At 63.6% G+C, this 13,961-nt stretch carries 14 protein-coding genes; 6 read left to right on the top strand and 8 right to left on the bottom strand.

Annotated elements, in window-relative coordinates; all coding sequences use genetic code 11:
* Window positions 1-22 precede the first annotated feature (22 nt).
* The gene (locus LQK84_RS21710) at window positions 23-700 is read left to right on the top strand and encodes a glutathione S-transferase family protein (protein ID WP_230830876.1); all 678 of its coding nucleotides are present in this window, start codon (window positions 23-25) and stop codon (window positions 698-700) included.
* Window positions 701-743: 43 nt separating this feature from the next.
* Here LQK84_RS21710 and LQK84_RS21715 read toward each other — a convergent pair whose 3' ends face one another.
* The 4 genes from LQK84_RS21715 to nikR form a co-directional block, all read right to left on the bottom strand.
* Window positions 744-2,648: an O-linked N-acetylglucosamine transferase, SPINDLY family protein gene (locus LQK84_RS21715; RefSeq protein ID WP_230830877.1), complete on the bottom strand. Its 1,905-nt coding sequence runs from the start codon at window positions 2,646-2,648 to the stop codon at window positions 744-746.
* Between the two features lie 78 nt (window positions 2,649-2,726).
* Entirely contained in the window at window positions 2,727-3,341 is a 615-nt protein-coding gene (locus LQK84_RS21720; RefSeq protein ID WP_230830878.1) for a glutathione S-transferase family protein, read from the bottom strand.
* 138 nt (window positions 3,342-3,479) lie between these two features.
* Complete coding sequence (locus LQK84_RS21725) at window positions 3,480-5,399, bottom strand: putative bifunctional diguanylate cyclase/phosphodiesterase (protein ID WP_230830879.1); 1,920 nt, start codon at window positions 5,397-5,399, stop codon at window positions 3,480-3,482.
* A gap of 176 nt (window positions 5,400-5,575) precedes the next feature.
* Complete coding sequence (gene nikR, locus LQK84_RS21730) at window positions 5,576-5,974, bottom strand: nickel-responsive transcriptional regulator NikR (RefSeq protein WP_230830880.1); 399 nt, start codon at window positions 5,972-5,974, stop codon at window positions 5,576-5,578.
* Between the two features lie 166 nt (window positions 5,975-6,140).
* Between nikR and cbiM the strand changes: the two genes are divergently transcribed.
* From cbiM to LQK84_RS21755, 5 genes are all read left to right on the top strand, one after another.
* Window positions 6,141-7,226 (top strand): cobalt transporter CbiM, encoded by a 1,086-nt coding sequence (gene cbiM / locus LQK84_RS21735; protein ID WP_230830881.1) that lies wholly within the window; start codon window positions 6,141-6,143, stop codon window positions 7,224-7,226.
* 341 nt (window positions 7,227-7,567) lie between these two features.
* The gene (gene cbiQ, locus LQK84_RS21740) at window positions 7,568-8,431 is read left to right on the top strand and encodes a cobalt ECF transporter T component CbiQ (protein ID WP_230830882.1); all 864 of its coding nucleotides are present in this window, start codon (window positions 7,568-7,570) and stop codon (window positions 8,429-8,431) included.
* Window positions 8,428-9,249 carry an energy-coupling factor ABC transporter ATP-binding protein gene (locus LQK84_RS21745; protein WP_230830883.1) on the top strand — a complete coding sequence of 274 codons (822 nt, stop codon included), beginning with the start codon at window positions 8,428-8,430 and terminating at the stop codon, window positions 9,247-9,249. Before cbiQ ends, LQK84_RS21745 begins: the two co-directional genes overlap by 4 nt.
* 62 nt (window positions 9,250-9,311) lie before the next feature.
* Window positions 9,312-9,581 (top strand): BrnT family toxin, encoded by a 270-nt coding sequence (locus tag LQK84_RS21750; protein WP_230830884.1) that lies wholly within the window; start codon window positions 9,312-9,314, stop codon window positions 9,579-9,581.
* Window positions 9,568-9,915, top strand: a complete 348-nt coding sequence (locus LQK84_RS21755; RefSeq protein ID WP_230830885.1) for a BrnA antitoxin family protein — start codon at window positions 9,568-9,570, stop codon at window positions 9,913-9,915. The genes LQK84_RS21750 and LQK84_RS21755 overlap by 14 nt, the downstream gene beginning before the upstream one ends.
* A gap of 49 nt (window positions 9,916-9,964) precedes the next feature.
* Here LQK84_RS21755 and LQK84_RS21760 read toward each other — a convergent pair whose 3' ends face one another.
* The 4 genes from LQK84_RS21760 to cysD all read right to left on the bottom strand — a co-directional run bounded on the left by LQK84_RS21760 (window position 9,965) and on the right by cysD (window position 13,903).
* Window positions 9,965-10,372, bottom strand: a complete 408-nt coding sequence (locus LQK84_RS21760) for a hypothetical protein (RefSeq protein WP_230830886.1) — start codon at window positions 10,370-10,372, stop codon at window positions 9,965-9,967.
* 277 nt (window positions 10,373-10,649) lie between these two features.
* The gene (locus LQK84_RS21765) at window positions 10,650-11,087 is read right to left on the bottom strand and encodes a hypothetical protein (RefSeq protein WP_230830887.1); all 438 of its coding nucleotides are present in this window, start codon (window positions 11,085-11,087) and stop codon (window positions 10,650-10,652) included.
* Window positions 11,088-11,273: 186 nt separating this feature from the next.
* Complete coding sequence (gene cysN / locus LQK84_RS21770; protein ID WP_230830888.1) at window positions 11,274-12,749, bottom strand: sulfate adenylyltransferase subunit CysN; 1,476 nt, start codon at window positions 12,747-12,749, stop codon at window positions 11,274-11,276.
* Window positions 12,750-12,952: 203 nt separating this feature from the next.
* Entirely contained in the window at window positions 12,953-13,903 is a 951-nt protein-coding gene (gene cysD, locus LQK84_RS21775; RefSeq protein WP_230830889.1) for a sulfate adenylyltransferase subunit CysD, read from the bottom strand.
* Window positions 13,904-13,961: the final 58 nt, after the last annotated feature.

Below are 13,961 nucleotides of genomic sequence, written 5' to 3' on the forward strand. Positions count from 1 at the left end.
TTGTACCTGGGGGCGGGACGAAATGCTGACGATCTATGGTGTCTATCTGTCCCGGGCGTCGCGGGTTTACTGGACCGCCGAGGAACTCGGCCTTCCCTTCAAATCGGTCAAGGTGACGCAGGCGCGCTACCTGAAGGACCCGTTTGCCGAAGACGCGCCGTTCAACACGCGCTCGTCGGACTTTCTCGCGGTCAATCCGTCCGCGCAGATCCCGGCCATCGACGATGACGGCCTGGTGCTGACCGAGTCGCTCGCCATCACCATGTATCTCGCCAAGAAGCATGGCGGCCCGCTGGCGCCGGCCAATATTGCCGAGGAAGGCCAGATGCTGCAGTGGACGCTCTGGGCGGCGACCGAGCTCGAGCCGCAGACCGTGCAGATCGTGCTTGTGCACGACGCCGGACAGGAGATGAGCGAAGGCGGACGCAAGACGATTGCGGTGGCCAGCCGCATGCTGAAAATGCCGCTCTCGGTTCTGGAACTGCATCTCGCCGGCCGCGACTTTCTCGTCGGCGACCGCTTCACCGTCGCCGACCTCAACGTCGCGGAAGTGATGCGCTACGCCATGGGCGAACCGAAGCTCTTCGAGGACAAGCCCCATATCCGCGCCTGGTACGAGAACTGCCAGAAGCGCCCGGCCTTCGAGAAGATGATGGCGGGCCGACGGGCCGAAGCGGCGGCGCTGAGCGTTACGGAGTGAACCGCCGACGAGAGAGTTCGTCGTCCGCTCACTCGCTTTCCCCTCACATGAACGGCACCTGCCGCGCAGGTAACGGCTCGACGTCGATGTGATCGGGCGCAAGGCCTGCCCTTGCGCGCTGCGCCATCGCCTCATAGGCACGTTCGAGATGACGGGTGAAGCGTTCGCTGTCGAAGAGCGGCATGATGCGGGCGTTTGCCTTGAGCCTTTCCCTGATTTCCGCGAGCAGGTCCCGGTCGTCGTGCAGCGCCACGGCGAGGTCGGCATAGGCGGCGCGGTCGTTCACGGCAATTTCGGGAAGGCCGACGGCATGGAGCAGGCTCTCGGCGACGCGGGAAGCGAAGCTGTTGCCGGAGAGCGCCACCAGCGGCACGCCGCCCCAGAGCGCATCCGATGTCGTCGTGTGGCCATTATAGGGAAAGCTGTCGAGGACGAGATCGGCGAGCGCCAGGCGATCCATATGCTTCTCGTAGGACGTGGCCTCGGCAAAGACGAGGCGGTCGGCGACAATGCCATCCTGTGCGAAGGCGCGAAGGAGATTGCCGCGGGCGGCGACGGGCGCAAGGCACCAGAAGATGCTGCCAGGCGTGCGGGCGAGGATCTGCGCCCAGATCCCCACCATCTCGCGGCTGATCTTGGTGACATTGTTGAACGAGGCAAAGACGAAGGCTGATTCCGGCAGGCCATGGTCGGCGCGCCGCGCGCCGCGGGGGCGTGCCCGCGAGACGCTGTCGTTCGACTGGTAGCATTCCGGCAGACGGCAGAGCTTTTCCTCGTAGAACGGCCTGGAACTCTCCGGCGTCACGATGGGATCGGAGATGCAATAGTCGAGGCCGATGCCCGTGACGGTGCCGGGATAGCCGAGCCATGTCGCCTTGACCGGCGCATCCGAGAGCGCGACGATGCCGAGCCGGTTGCCGCCGGTGAAGCCCTTGAGATCGACCAGGATGTCGGCGCGCCAGTCGGAAATCGCGCGCGCCGCCGCCGCGTCATCGAGATCGCGCAGGGGCACGATGGCATCCTTGAGGACCGGCGGCCAGCTTTCCTGTTCCACGGCGCGGTCCGCACTGGTGTAGCAGAAGAGGCCGATGTCGAAGCGGGTGCGATCATGGGCCATCAGCACCTCGCGGGCGAGGATCATGGTGGCGTGGCTGTAGAAATCGCTGGAGAGATAGGCAATGCGGATCTTTCCACCCGCCGGGCCGAAGCGGCGGCGCGGCGGCGCAAAGCCGTTGATCTGGCGGGAGATGAGGAACTGGTCGAGCCCCGGCCGGCTGTTGGCCGCCTCGTCGTCGGACCACATGAGACGGCGATGCATCGACTGCGCGGCAAACATGTTCCGCCCGCCATCGTCGCCTTCGTCCATGATGCGGCGCAGACATTCGGCCTGGATGTCAAAATCACAGAGGTCGAGGGCGGCGCTGAAGCGCTCCGCGTTCAGCATGCCGTCGGTCGGGAAGTTCTGGAGTGCCGCGTCGAGCAGCGGCAGCATCCGCTCGATGCGGTTGGCGCTGCGCAGCACGGTGACGCCGAGCATGACCTGCCCCGGATCGGCCGTGTCGAGACGGGAGACGAAATCGGCAGCCTCCGTCGCCCGGCCGGCATTCAGCAGCGCGCCGATGATGGCGCTTGCCAGAGCCGGGTCTTCGGTGACCGATTGCAGGATCTCGACGCCGGCACCGGCCAGCAATTCGGTCTCGCCTGCCTGGTCCAGCATGCGGCCGGCAAGCCGCAGCAGGAGAACCCTGTCGGCGCCGGGCATGCGCGCCGCCTTGAGGAAGGTTTCTCCAGCGGCGCGGGCCTCGCCGCGCCTGGCAAAGATATTGGCCTTGAGCGCCAGCGCCTGCAGCGGCATGGCGCCATCCGGCATGCGCGACAGGAGTTGGAGCGCGCGCTCGAAGTCGCCCGCCTGATAGGCCGCCACCGCCTCGACCAGATATTGCTGCATGCGCCCCGCCCGTGATGAATTGCAGCGAAATTACCCCCCGCTGCTTGCCCGAAACGGGCGGGCAAAAGGCATCGCGGCTCAGGCCGTGACGGCAAGGGCCTTCTTCACGGCCGGGCGTTCGTTCATGCGCCGGAAATGGTCCTGCACACGCGGGAAGTTCGCGATGTCGACGCCATCGCCGGCGAGCCAGGTGGAGAGCGTGTAGAGATAGGGATCGGCGATCGTGTAGGTGTCGCCCATGACCCAGGGGCCCTTGAAGCCCGCCTCGATGAGGTTGAAGCACTCGGTCATGTTGCCGGGAACGCGGCGCTTCATGTCTTCGATCGAGCTTTCCTCGTCCGCCCAGCGGCTGCCGCGCGGGCGATGCGCATGGGCGACATGGACGGTGGAGGCGAGATAGGTATTGAAGGCCTGCAGCTCGCCGAGCGCAAACGGATCGGAGAGCGGCGCGAGACCGGCCTGCGGGGCGATCTGGGCGAGATAGAGCAGGATCGCCGGCGTTTCGGTCAGGACGCCGCGCTCGGTCTTCAGCGCCGGCACGCGGCCCTTGGGGTTGAGGGCGAGATATTCGGGCGAGCGCTGCTCGCTGTTGGCGAACTTCACGACATGAACATCATGCTCGATATCGGCTTCATTCAGCGTGATCAGCGAGGCGAGCGAGCAGGTTCCGGGCGCGTGAAAGAGGGTGAGCATGCGTGTCTCCATCAATGGCAATGCAAGGCGCAGAGCCTTGCCGGAAAGCGCGGCGGGAGCAAGTGAGTTTTGGTGATCAGTCCATCAAGAGCGTTTGCACGAAGCGTTTGCGACAGAGCGGGACTGCTTTTTCCGCAATCAGCCAGCCAGCCGGTTCAGCCCCTCGGCCGGGACATTCAGATAGGTCACGACATCCTGTTCGCTCATCGGCTTGGCGAAGAAATAGCCCTGTATCGAATGGCAGCCGAGTTCGCGCAGCGCTTCGACCTGCGCATTCGTCTCCGCACCTTCGACGACGCAGCTGATGCCGATGCCGCGGCAGAGCGTGATCAGCGAGCGGACGATCATCTGGTTCGTCTGGTTGTTTTCGATATCGGCGACGAAGCGCTGGTCGATCTTCAGCTTGTCGAGCGGCAGGTTCTGGACATGGCTGAGGCTGGAATAGCCGGTGCCGAAATCGTCCAGCGCCACATGAATGCCGGCGCGGCGCAACAGTTCGATATTCTCGCGCGCCAGCGAAAAGTCCTGCAGAAGTGCGGTTTCCGTCAGTTCGAAGACGATCCGGCGCGGATTGACGCCGCTCTGTTCCACTTCGGTGATCAACCGCATGATCATGACGCTGTTGATGATGTCACAGGCGGAGAGGTTAAACGAGAGGCCGACATGGTCCGGCCAGTGCCGCATGGCCGCCGTGGACTTGCGCAGCATGACCAGCGTGATGGCCGAGATGAGGCCCGCGCGCTCGGCCACCGGTACGAACTGGCTGGGCGACACCGCGCCGAGGACCGGGCTGTTCCACCGCGCCAGCGCTTCCAGATGCTGCGTGGTGCCGGTCTCGGTATCCACGATGGGCTGAAACATGGGGTAGAATTCGGCGTCCATGTCGGCAACGCGGATCGCCTGCTCGATCGCCCCTTGCGCCCGCAATTCCTCACGATGCACGGGGGAGAAGACTTCGGCACGCGCCCTGCCCGTCCGCTTGGCGTGATAGAGAGCAAAATCGGCATATTCGAACAGCCTGTCGGCGGCCTCCGCCATATCGGGGCATACGGCCATGCCCACCGAACCGCTGACGGCGACCGTGACGTCGCCGAATGTCATCGGCGCCTCGATGAGGCTGATCATCGTCTGACCGAGTTCCTTCAGCGGCGCATCGTCGCCTTTCAGGATCACGATGAAGGCATATTCGTCGCCACCGAGGCGATAGAAGGAGACGGCCTTGCCGAGGCTGGATGTGAGACGATTGGCAACCTCGCAAAGCACCAGGTCGCCGACGCGGTGGCCGTAGGAATCATTGACCGGCTTGAAGCCATCGAGATCCAGAATGCCGACGGCAAAGCGCCGCGACTTCATGCGCGCCCGCTCCAGCACCCGATCGAGCATGGCAAAGAAGTGCCGCCGGTTGGGCAGGCCCGTCAGCATGTCGCTGCTGGCAAGGGCGGCGTTCCGGCTGCTCAGCCTCTGGGCTTCGCGGCGGGCCTGTTCCAGCATCTTGAAGTCGTTGTAATAGCTGATCACGCAGGCATGCAGGACGGCCAGAAACAGAACGGCAATGGCGGCAGACAGAGAGGCATAGAAATCATTCATGCTCCAGCAGACATAGAGCATGGCCAGATTGACGACGCCGGCGACGAGATTGGCGTAGTGGCGCAGATGAATGAGCGAAACGCAGCTGACGACCGAGAGAACCAGCAGCTCTACCACCAGGTAGTATTTGCCATGCAGATCCAGATAGGGAACGGCCATGTAATCCATGAGCGCCACGACGAGGGCGGCGGCAAACAGGAGCCGCGTCGCCCGCTGCAGCCGGCTCTGCGCAACATCACTGGCGGCAGGCGTGTTCCTGTGGCGAAACCACCAGATGCCACGGACCATGGCCCCGGCCATCAGAAGAGACGGACACAGAACCGACCAGACCCAGGGAACAATCGACCAGAAGGAATAGATGTGGCAGGCCATCGCCAAAGACAGGCCGGCATAAATCGGCGGCATCTTCTGGGCAAAGGAGCGATATTGCGCCACAATTAAATTATTGTCTTCTGAAATAGAACTTGACATCCGGACCTCTCACCGGAGTCAAATTCGGATTCAATCCTTAAATAAAGTCTAACCGCAACGCAAAATTGCGCTTTATCAAGAATTTTTACATCATATTAGAGATTTGTTTTTGAACTATACTCAATATACGCAACAGCGCATATGAAGTAAAACCGGCATCCGAGCGACGACCCGCCTCACGACGGGATGATCGCGAGCTCCCCATGGGTGACATTGCGCTCGGCCGTCACATGTTCGGCGAAATGGCGGACCTCGTTGGCCGAGCCCTTCAGGATGCTCACCTCCAGGCAGCGGTCATGGTCCAGATGGACATGCATGCTGGCGACCGAAATGTCGTGATGGTCGTGGAAGGTGTTGGTCAGGCGGCGCGCAAGGTCGCGGGCCTTGTGGTCGTAGGTATAGGAGAGCACGCCGACGCAATGGGCCATGTCACCTGAGTCCACGCGGGCCTGCTTGAGCCCGGCACGCGCAAGATCGCGGATCGCCTCCGAGCGGTTCTGATAGCCGCGTTCGCTCATGACGCGGTCCAGCTCGGCCATCAGGTCGTCGTCGAGTGTCACGGTCACACGCTGCATCGGGCTTCTCCTCACGTCGTTTTCACATCGCCAGATACCATAGGCCCGCGCCGCATTCGAGTGTGAGAAATGTCGAAATCGGTGATGACAAATTTTCAGAAAGATCATACTTTCCCTTCACCAAAAGATGCAGGACCCAAACCGGGCTGCGAAGGGAGACCGACCGATGCACATTCCTGACGGATATCTTTCACCCAGCACCTGCGCTGCGACCTTCGCGGCGGCCGCACCCTTCTGGTATGTCGCCTCGCGCAAGGTGGGACGCATGCTGAACACCAAGGCGGTTCCGCTGATTTCCGTCGTCTCGGCCTTTTCCTTCACCGTCATGATGTTCAACCTGCCGCTTCCGGGCGGCACGACCGGCCATGCCGTCGGCATGGGGATTGCGGCGATCGTGCTCGGGCCATGGGCGGCGATGCTGGCGATCTCGATTGCGCTTCTGGTGCAGGCCGTGTTCTTCGGCGATGGCGGCATTCTCGCCTTCGGCGCCAATGCGCTCAACATGGCAGTGGTCGGCTCGCTGGTTGCCTATGGGCTCTATCGGCTGATTGCCGGCGCCTCGCCGCTCGCCTCGACGCGGCGCGTGGTGGCGGGCGCAATTGCGGGCTATGCCGCGATCAATGTCTCGGCCCTGATGGCGGCGATCGAATTCGGCATCCAGCCGATGCTCTTCCACGATGCCTCCGGCGCGCCGCTTTATGCGCCCTACCCGCTGTCGATCGCCATTCCGGCGATGATGATCGGGCACATCACCTTTGCCGGTCTTGCGGAACTCATCATCACCGGCGGCCTTGTCGCCTATCTGCAGCGCTATGACGTGGACCTCCTGAAGGCGACCGCTCCGGGGGCTGCAACGGGTGTGGCCAAGGGCTTTGCGAGCACCTGGCGAACGACGCGCAAACACTGGGCGGGGCTCGCCGCATTGATGATTGCAAGCCCGCTCGGGCTGCTAGCCGCCGGCACGGCCTGGGGCGAATGGGGGGCCGAGGCCTTCCAGCATCCCGAAGGCCGCGCCGAGATTGCCGCCGCCTCGCACAACATCGCGCCGCCGGAAACGGTGCCCGCCGGGCTTGAAAAGCTTTCGAGCTTCTGGACCGCGCCCATTCCGGATTACGCACCCGCCTTCATGCATAGCCACGCCTTCGGCTATATCCTCTCCGCCCTTGTCGGCGGCGGCCTGATCATCCTCACCTTCCTCGCCCTTTCGGCCCTCGCCGCCCGCCTGCGGCCCGAGACGCCGGACGCGGCGTGATGGGGGAGGACAAGGGGCATTCGGAGGCGGCAGAAGGACTTGGCGCGTCATCTGCGGAGGCAGATGTTGCCAAGACCCCTCCCCAACCCTCCCCACAAGGGGGAGGGAGAGCGAACGCAGAACCCTCCTCACCTGGTGACTCGAGCGGAACGGTGCCCCCATCCGTCTCCCCCCTTGTGGGGGAGATGGCGGCAGCCAGAGGGGGACTGCCCGAAGAGGCCGGATTGGTTTCCCGTCATCCCGGACTTGATCCGGGATCCAGCCGCGCGATGTCCATCGCGCGAGAGGACTCCTCATTCGGTCGAACCGGCTCTCTCAGCGCGCAGACGCGCGCTGGCTGGATGCCGGATCAAGTCCGGCATGACGGAGAGAATGGCGGGATCGCCCGCAAACGAGGCAGACGCATCTTCACCACCCCCACCCACCTCCTCCACGCGCTCACCCATGCGATAGAGGCGGAAGATCTGGCGAACCGCGACGGGTTGCTGCAAAGCCTCGACCCGCGCGCCAAGCTGGCCGGCGCGCTGCTCTTGATCATCGCTGCGACCATGCTGCATTCGCTGATCGGGCTTGGCCTTCTCTTCGCCCTTGCCGTCATGCTGGCGCTTGCCTCGCGCATTCCGTTGACGCGGCTGTTCAGGCAGGTGTGGCTCGGCGTGCTCGCCTTCACCGGCGTCATTGCGCTCCCCTCGCCCTTTCTCGTTCCCGGCAAGGTGATCGCGACGCTCCCCGTCCTCAACTGGACGGTCAGCGAGCAAGGATTGCGCAGCGCCACATTCCTCATCGGCCGGGCCGAGACGGCGGCGACCTTTGCGGCCCTTCTCGTTCTGACCACTAGCTGGCCGCATGTGATGAAGGCGATGCGGTCGCTCGGCGTGCCGGTCGCGGTTGTCGCGGTGCTGGGCATGACGCATCGCTACATCTTCGTGCTGATGACGACGGCGGCGCAGATGATGGAGGCGCGGCGCGCGCGGCAGCTGGGGCCGCTGAAAGCCGCCGACCAGCGCCGGCTGATTGCGTCGAGCGCCGGCGTGCTGCTCGGCAAGACGCTGGCCATGGCGGGCGATGTGCATATGGCCATGATCGCGCGCGGCTATCGCGGCGAGGTGCGGCTGATCGACGATTTCCGGTTTCGCGCCCGCGACGGCGTGGGCCTTCTCCTGGCCGCGACCATTCCGGCCGCCATTTTCTGGATGCAACGATGACCGAACCCGTCTTCGCGCTCACTGACATCGATTATACCTATCGCGACCAGCCGGCGCTTTCGGGCCTCAGCCTCAGCGTCCATTCCGGCGAACGCATTGCGCTGATCGGGCCGAACGGGTCCGGCAAATCGACGCTGCTGCGCCTGCTTTCCGGCCTCACCTTTGCGGGAAGCGGCACAAGCCAGGCCTTCGGCACGCCGCTGACCGAGGCGCGCTTCGAAGACGAAGCCGCACATTACGCCTTCCGCCGCCGCGTCGGGCTCGTGTTCCAGAACCCGGATATCCAGCTCTTCAACCCGACTGTCTTTGATGAAATCGCCTTCGGTCCGTTGCAACTCGGCTGGGACAAGCCGCGTATCCGCACAGCCATCGAGGAACAGCTGGAGCGTTTTGAGCTCACACACCTCAAAGATCGCGCGCCGCACCGGCTTTCGGGCGGGGAAAAGAAGCGCGTGGCGCTCGCCTCCGTTCTGGTGACGGAACCGGATGTGCTGCTGCTGGACGAGCCGACCGCAGCGCTCGACCCGCAAAGCCGTGACAAGCTGGTGCATTTTCTCGCCGGCCATCTGGGCGAAACCCGCACCGTGATCACCGCCACGCATGATCTCGACATCCTGACCGCCATTGCCACCCGCGCCGTCGTCATGGCCGGCGGCCATGTGGTGGGCGACGGGGCCGTGCATGACATCCTGCACGACACCGATCTCCTGCGCCGCGCCCGCCTGACACATGCCCATGTCCACCACCACGCCAATGGCAGCCCGCATGCGCATCACCATGTCCATGCGCTGGACAGGGATGGGCATGTGCATGGGTGATGATCTAGACAAAAGTCTAGATTTGAACTTGACGACATTGCGTTCTGTTTCCATCTTAAGCCATGGAATTCGAGTGGGACGAGACGAAGCGGCAAACGAACCTCCATCAGCACAAGGTGGATTTCGTTCGCGTGCTCGCCGCCTTTTCCGACCCGGAGCGGAAGACCGTGGTCGATGATCGCAGGGACTATGGCGAGATGCGGTTCAACATGCTGGCCAAGGTCGGCGAGCGCGTTTTCCACGTGACCTATACGCTTCGCGGCGATGTGATCCGGATCATCTCGGCGCGCAAGGCAAATGAACGGGAGCAGAAACGTTATGAACGCCAATGAGATGACACGTGTTGTCCTGATCGAGGGAAAGGCCTATCAGCGGCATGCCGATGGCACGCTGACGCCCCTCACCGACCTGACGGATGATGCGAGCCTGGATGCATTGTCGTCCCGTGACATCGATGCGCGAGCGCATGCCGATCCTGACGCCACCCCGATGAGCGACGAGGCATGGCTCAATGCCAGCCTCGACAAGCCCGACAAGATGCCGGTCGGGATCAAGCTCGATCGCGACGTGGTGGAATGGTTCAAGGCGCAAGGCGGGCGTGGCTATCAGACGCGCATCAACGCCGTGCTGCGCAAATATATGGAAGCCAACCGGAAGGCTTCATGAAAGCCTGCCGGGGTCTTGCACGTCGTCCTCCCTCAGGCAAGGCAGCGCCTTAATGGGTCGGAGCACCGTATAAAGCCGGGGAGCCGGGCGGGCCGACGAACACGCCGCAGGGAACAAAGAGGCCAGTCTTGGGGCGAGTGAAGCCGGACTGGCTCACCAGCTTCCAGCCCTTGGGCACGAGGTAATGGGTGTAATGGCCCATCATGGTGCCCCAGACCCATTTCCAGGGGCGATGGTCGGTGTCCGGTGCGAAGGTGACATTGAGCATGATGCTTTCGCGAATAATGGTGCTGCCGGAGTCCCCCTTGCATGCGATGCTGACCGGCATCATCCCGCGTGCCTTCATCTTATTGCTCATGGCCTTGAAATCATCCGCGCTGACCCAGCCGGTGGACTGCTGTTGTCCGGCGGCCATGGCCGCGACCGGCAAGAGCGTCGTTACGGCGAGAAAGAGCATGGCTTGGATAGACCGCGATGGGCGCATGAGAAAGCTCCAGGGGATGGCATCGGACGGGATCGACCCCGCGCCTGAATGCGCGGAGGCGGCAGTTCCCTGAACCTAGCAGCCGCGGCGCTCGCTGCGCAATCAGGGCGCGAAACATGTCCGAAATTTAATGTTTTGCGATTGGCCGTGCGCCTGGTTGATCATCGGCGACGGCTCATCCCCCTTTGCACGAACGAAACAAGCCGGCTTACAAGGCCGGCTTGTCAAATGGCTGACGAGGGCATGACGCTCATTCGCAGACAAGAACCTTCTTGAAGTAGGCCTTGCCGCTCTTCTTGTAGCGGAGCTGCTTTTCGTACCAGCACTCGTCGTCATAGGCGCTATGCTGGCTGGCGGCAGCGGCAGCAATGACGCCGACAGTGGCGAGGCCGAGGCCGAGAGCGAGCGCATCACCATTGCTCATGCCGCCCTTCGGGCCAGGAGCAGGAGCCGGAGCCGGACCACCCGACATCGGCGGCAGCTTGAACTTCGGGCCGGGGGACTTCGGGTTCTTGAAGACGCCCGGATTGATCTGGCCGACCTGCAGCGGACCCTTCGGCGTCTTGAAGCCCGGATCGACCTTCTGGCCAATCGGCGGGATCTTGAAGCCGTCAGCACGAGCGGCGACGGAGGTGAACGAGAAGGCTGCGGTTGCGATGACGAGCGTTGCGATGGCGAAGGTTTTCATGGCGGTATCCCCTGTTTGTTTGAAGTTTCAGCACCGTGTCTGGCGGTTGCGGTGAATGAGCCGTCTCATTCAGTGACTTCAATTTCTCACAAGACCGGGGGCCGCGCTGTTTCGTGGGGAACAGGGGGAAACAAAAAGGGGCGCTCTTTCGGCGCCCCTCTTCGTTCAGTCCTGGGAGTAAACTCTTCAGCTGTCCAGCTCGCCGAGCAGTTCGGCGGCGCGGCCGGGGTTGGTGCGGCGGATGTCGATCTCGTCGCGGCGTTCGGAGAGCAGGCCGCTGGCGAGGATCTTGTCGGCGAGGTCGGCGGGGAGCGACAGGATCACGCGTTCGGCCTCGTTGTTGAGGCCGCCGAGATCGCCGCGCTTGGCCGAAATCATGCCGCCGGCCACCGTGTTGTTGGTGTCCGGATCGATCAGGATGAAGGCGCCGGTCGTGCGGTTCAGCTCATAGGCGTCGAAGATTGCGGCTTCGTCGAAGGAGAGATGCACCTTGCCGATGGCGTTCATCGGCAGCGCGCCGTCGTGGCGGTTCCACTTGCCGGATTTCAGGTCGAGCAGGCTCGAAGGCTGGACCGAAACGCGCTGGCGGCGCGAGCCGGATTTCAGCCAGTAGCGCTTGCCGGGTTCGATGCCGCCGGGCTGCAGGGCGACAAGCTGCGCGTCGAAGGCGAGGCCGACCTGCGGCTGGGCGTCGATGGTGGCGATCATGTCGCCGCGCGCCACGTCGACCTGACGGTCGAGAACGAGCGTGATCGCGTCACCGGCGACGGCCGCGTTGCGGACGAGGTCGAAGGTGACGATCTGCTTGACGTTTGCCACCATGCCGGAGGGCAGGATGACGACGCTGTCGCCGGGCTTGACGGCGCCGCCGGCGACCGTGCCCTGATAGCCACGGAAGCTTTCGCCCGGACGCGAGACGCGCTGGACGGGAAGACGGAAGCCGACCGTCTGGGCGGAACGCACCGTTGCCAGTTCCAGCACCTCGACCAGCGTCGGGCCGTCATACCAGGGCATGGAGGCCTTGCCGTCGTAAACGACGTTTTCGCCCTTCAGTGCCGAGACCGGGATGGCCGTGACCTGCTTGACGCCGAGCGAGAGCGCGATTTCCTTGAACTCCAGCGACAGCTCGTCGAAGCGGGCCTTGTCATAGCCGATAAGGTCGATCTTGTTGACGGCCAGCACGAACTGCTTGATGCCCATCAGCGTCGCGATCGTCGCGTGGCGGCGGGTCTGTTCGAGAATGCCGGCGCGGGCATCGACCAGGAGCACGGCGAGATCGGCCGTCGAAGCGCCCGTTGCCATGTTGCGGGTGTACTGCTCGTGGCCGGGCGTGTCGGCAACGATGAAGGAGCGGTTGGCGGTGGCGAAATAGCGGTAGGCCACGTCGATGGTGATGCCCTGCTCGCGCTCGGCCTGGAGACCGTCGAGCAGCAGCGCGAAGTCCGGCAGGCCGAGATCGTTCTGCTTGCCGCTATCGCGGTTGAGGGCTGCGGCCTGGTCTTCCTTGACCGCCTTGGTGTCCCAAAGCAGACGGCCGATCAGCGTCGACTTGCCGTCATCGACGGAGCCGCAGGTGATGAGGCGGAGCGGACGCGTGTCGCGGAGAGCCGGGGCGGCTTCGGCAGCGGGGGCGATGACGGCGGCGGTGGCAGTGGCGGTCATGTCGTTATTACCTTTCGGCGGAAATCTTTGCTTCATGCGTATCCCGGAACAACGAAGCTCCGGTGGACTTGGCTCCCCCTCTGGCTGCCGCCATCTCCCCCACAAGGGGGGAGACGGAATGCGGCGAGCGCTGCGGGCTTCTCTCCCTCCCCGCTTCATGGGGAGGGTTGGGGTGGGGTCTTCGCGTCAGCGAAGAAAAGCCATCAGAAATATCCTTCGCGCTTCTTCTTCTCCATCGAGCCGGCCTGATCCTTGTCGATGGCGCGGCCCTGGCGTTCGGAGACGGTGGCGATTTCGAGTTCGGCGATCACGTCGTCGAGCGTGGTGGCGCGGCTGGGTATGGCGCCGGTCAGCGGCCAGCAGCCGAGCGTGCGGAAGCGGATGTAGTCTTCCCTCACCTGCTCGTCCGGCAGCGCTTCAAAGCGCGGGTCTTCGGCCCAGATCATCATGCCGTCGCGCTCGACGAACTTGCGCTTGGCGGCATAGTAGAGCGGGGTGAGCGGAATGTTTTCCGCCTGGATGTAGCGCCAGATGTCGACTTCGGTCCAGTTCGACAGCGGGAAGGCGCGCACGCTTTCGCCGCGACGGATCATCCCGTTATAGACGTTCCAGAGTTCCGGGCGCTGGTTGCGCGGGTCCCACTTATGGTCGGGCGTGCGGAAGGAATAGATGCGTTCCTTGGCGCGGCTCGCCTCCTCGTCGCGGCGCGCGCCGCCGAAGGCTGCGTCATACTGGCCGGCGTCGAGCGCCTGGCGCAGCGCTTCCGTCTTCATGATGTCGGTGTAGAGCGCCGAACCATGCGTGTAGGGCGTGATGTTTTCCTTCAGCCCACGCGGGTTCGTATGAACCAACAGATCGAGGTCGTAGCGCTTGGCCATCTCGTCGCGGAAGGTGATCATTTCCGGGAACTTCCAGCCGGTGTCGATATGCAGCAGCGGGAACGGGATGCGGCCCGGATAGAAGGCCTTGCGCGCCAGATGCAGAAGGACGGACGAATCCTTGCCGATCGAATAGAGCATGACCGGGCGCTCGAACTCGGCGGCCACTTCACGGAAAATGTGGATCGCCTCGTTTTCCAGCGCCTTCAGATGCGGATCAAGCGGCGGCTTCGACTGCTTGTCCTGTGTGTGGGCGTCGAATTCGGAAATGTGCATTTTGTCTTTCCTTGTGGGCGGTTGCCCCTGGTCGTTCAATTCGTTGCGCGAGGAAGAA

The organism is Rhizobium sp. C4 (assembly GCF_021026315.1).
Classification (GTDB): Bacteria; Pseudomonadota; Alphaproteobacteria; order Rhizobiales; family Rhizobiaceae; genus Ensifer_A.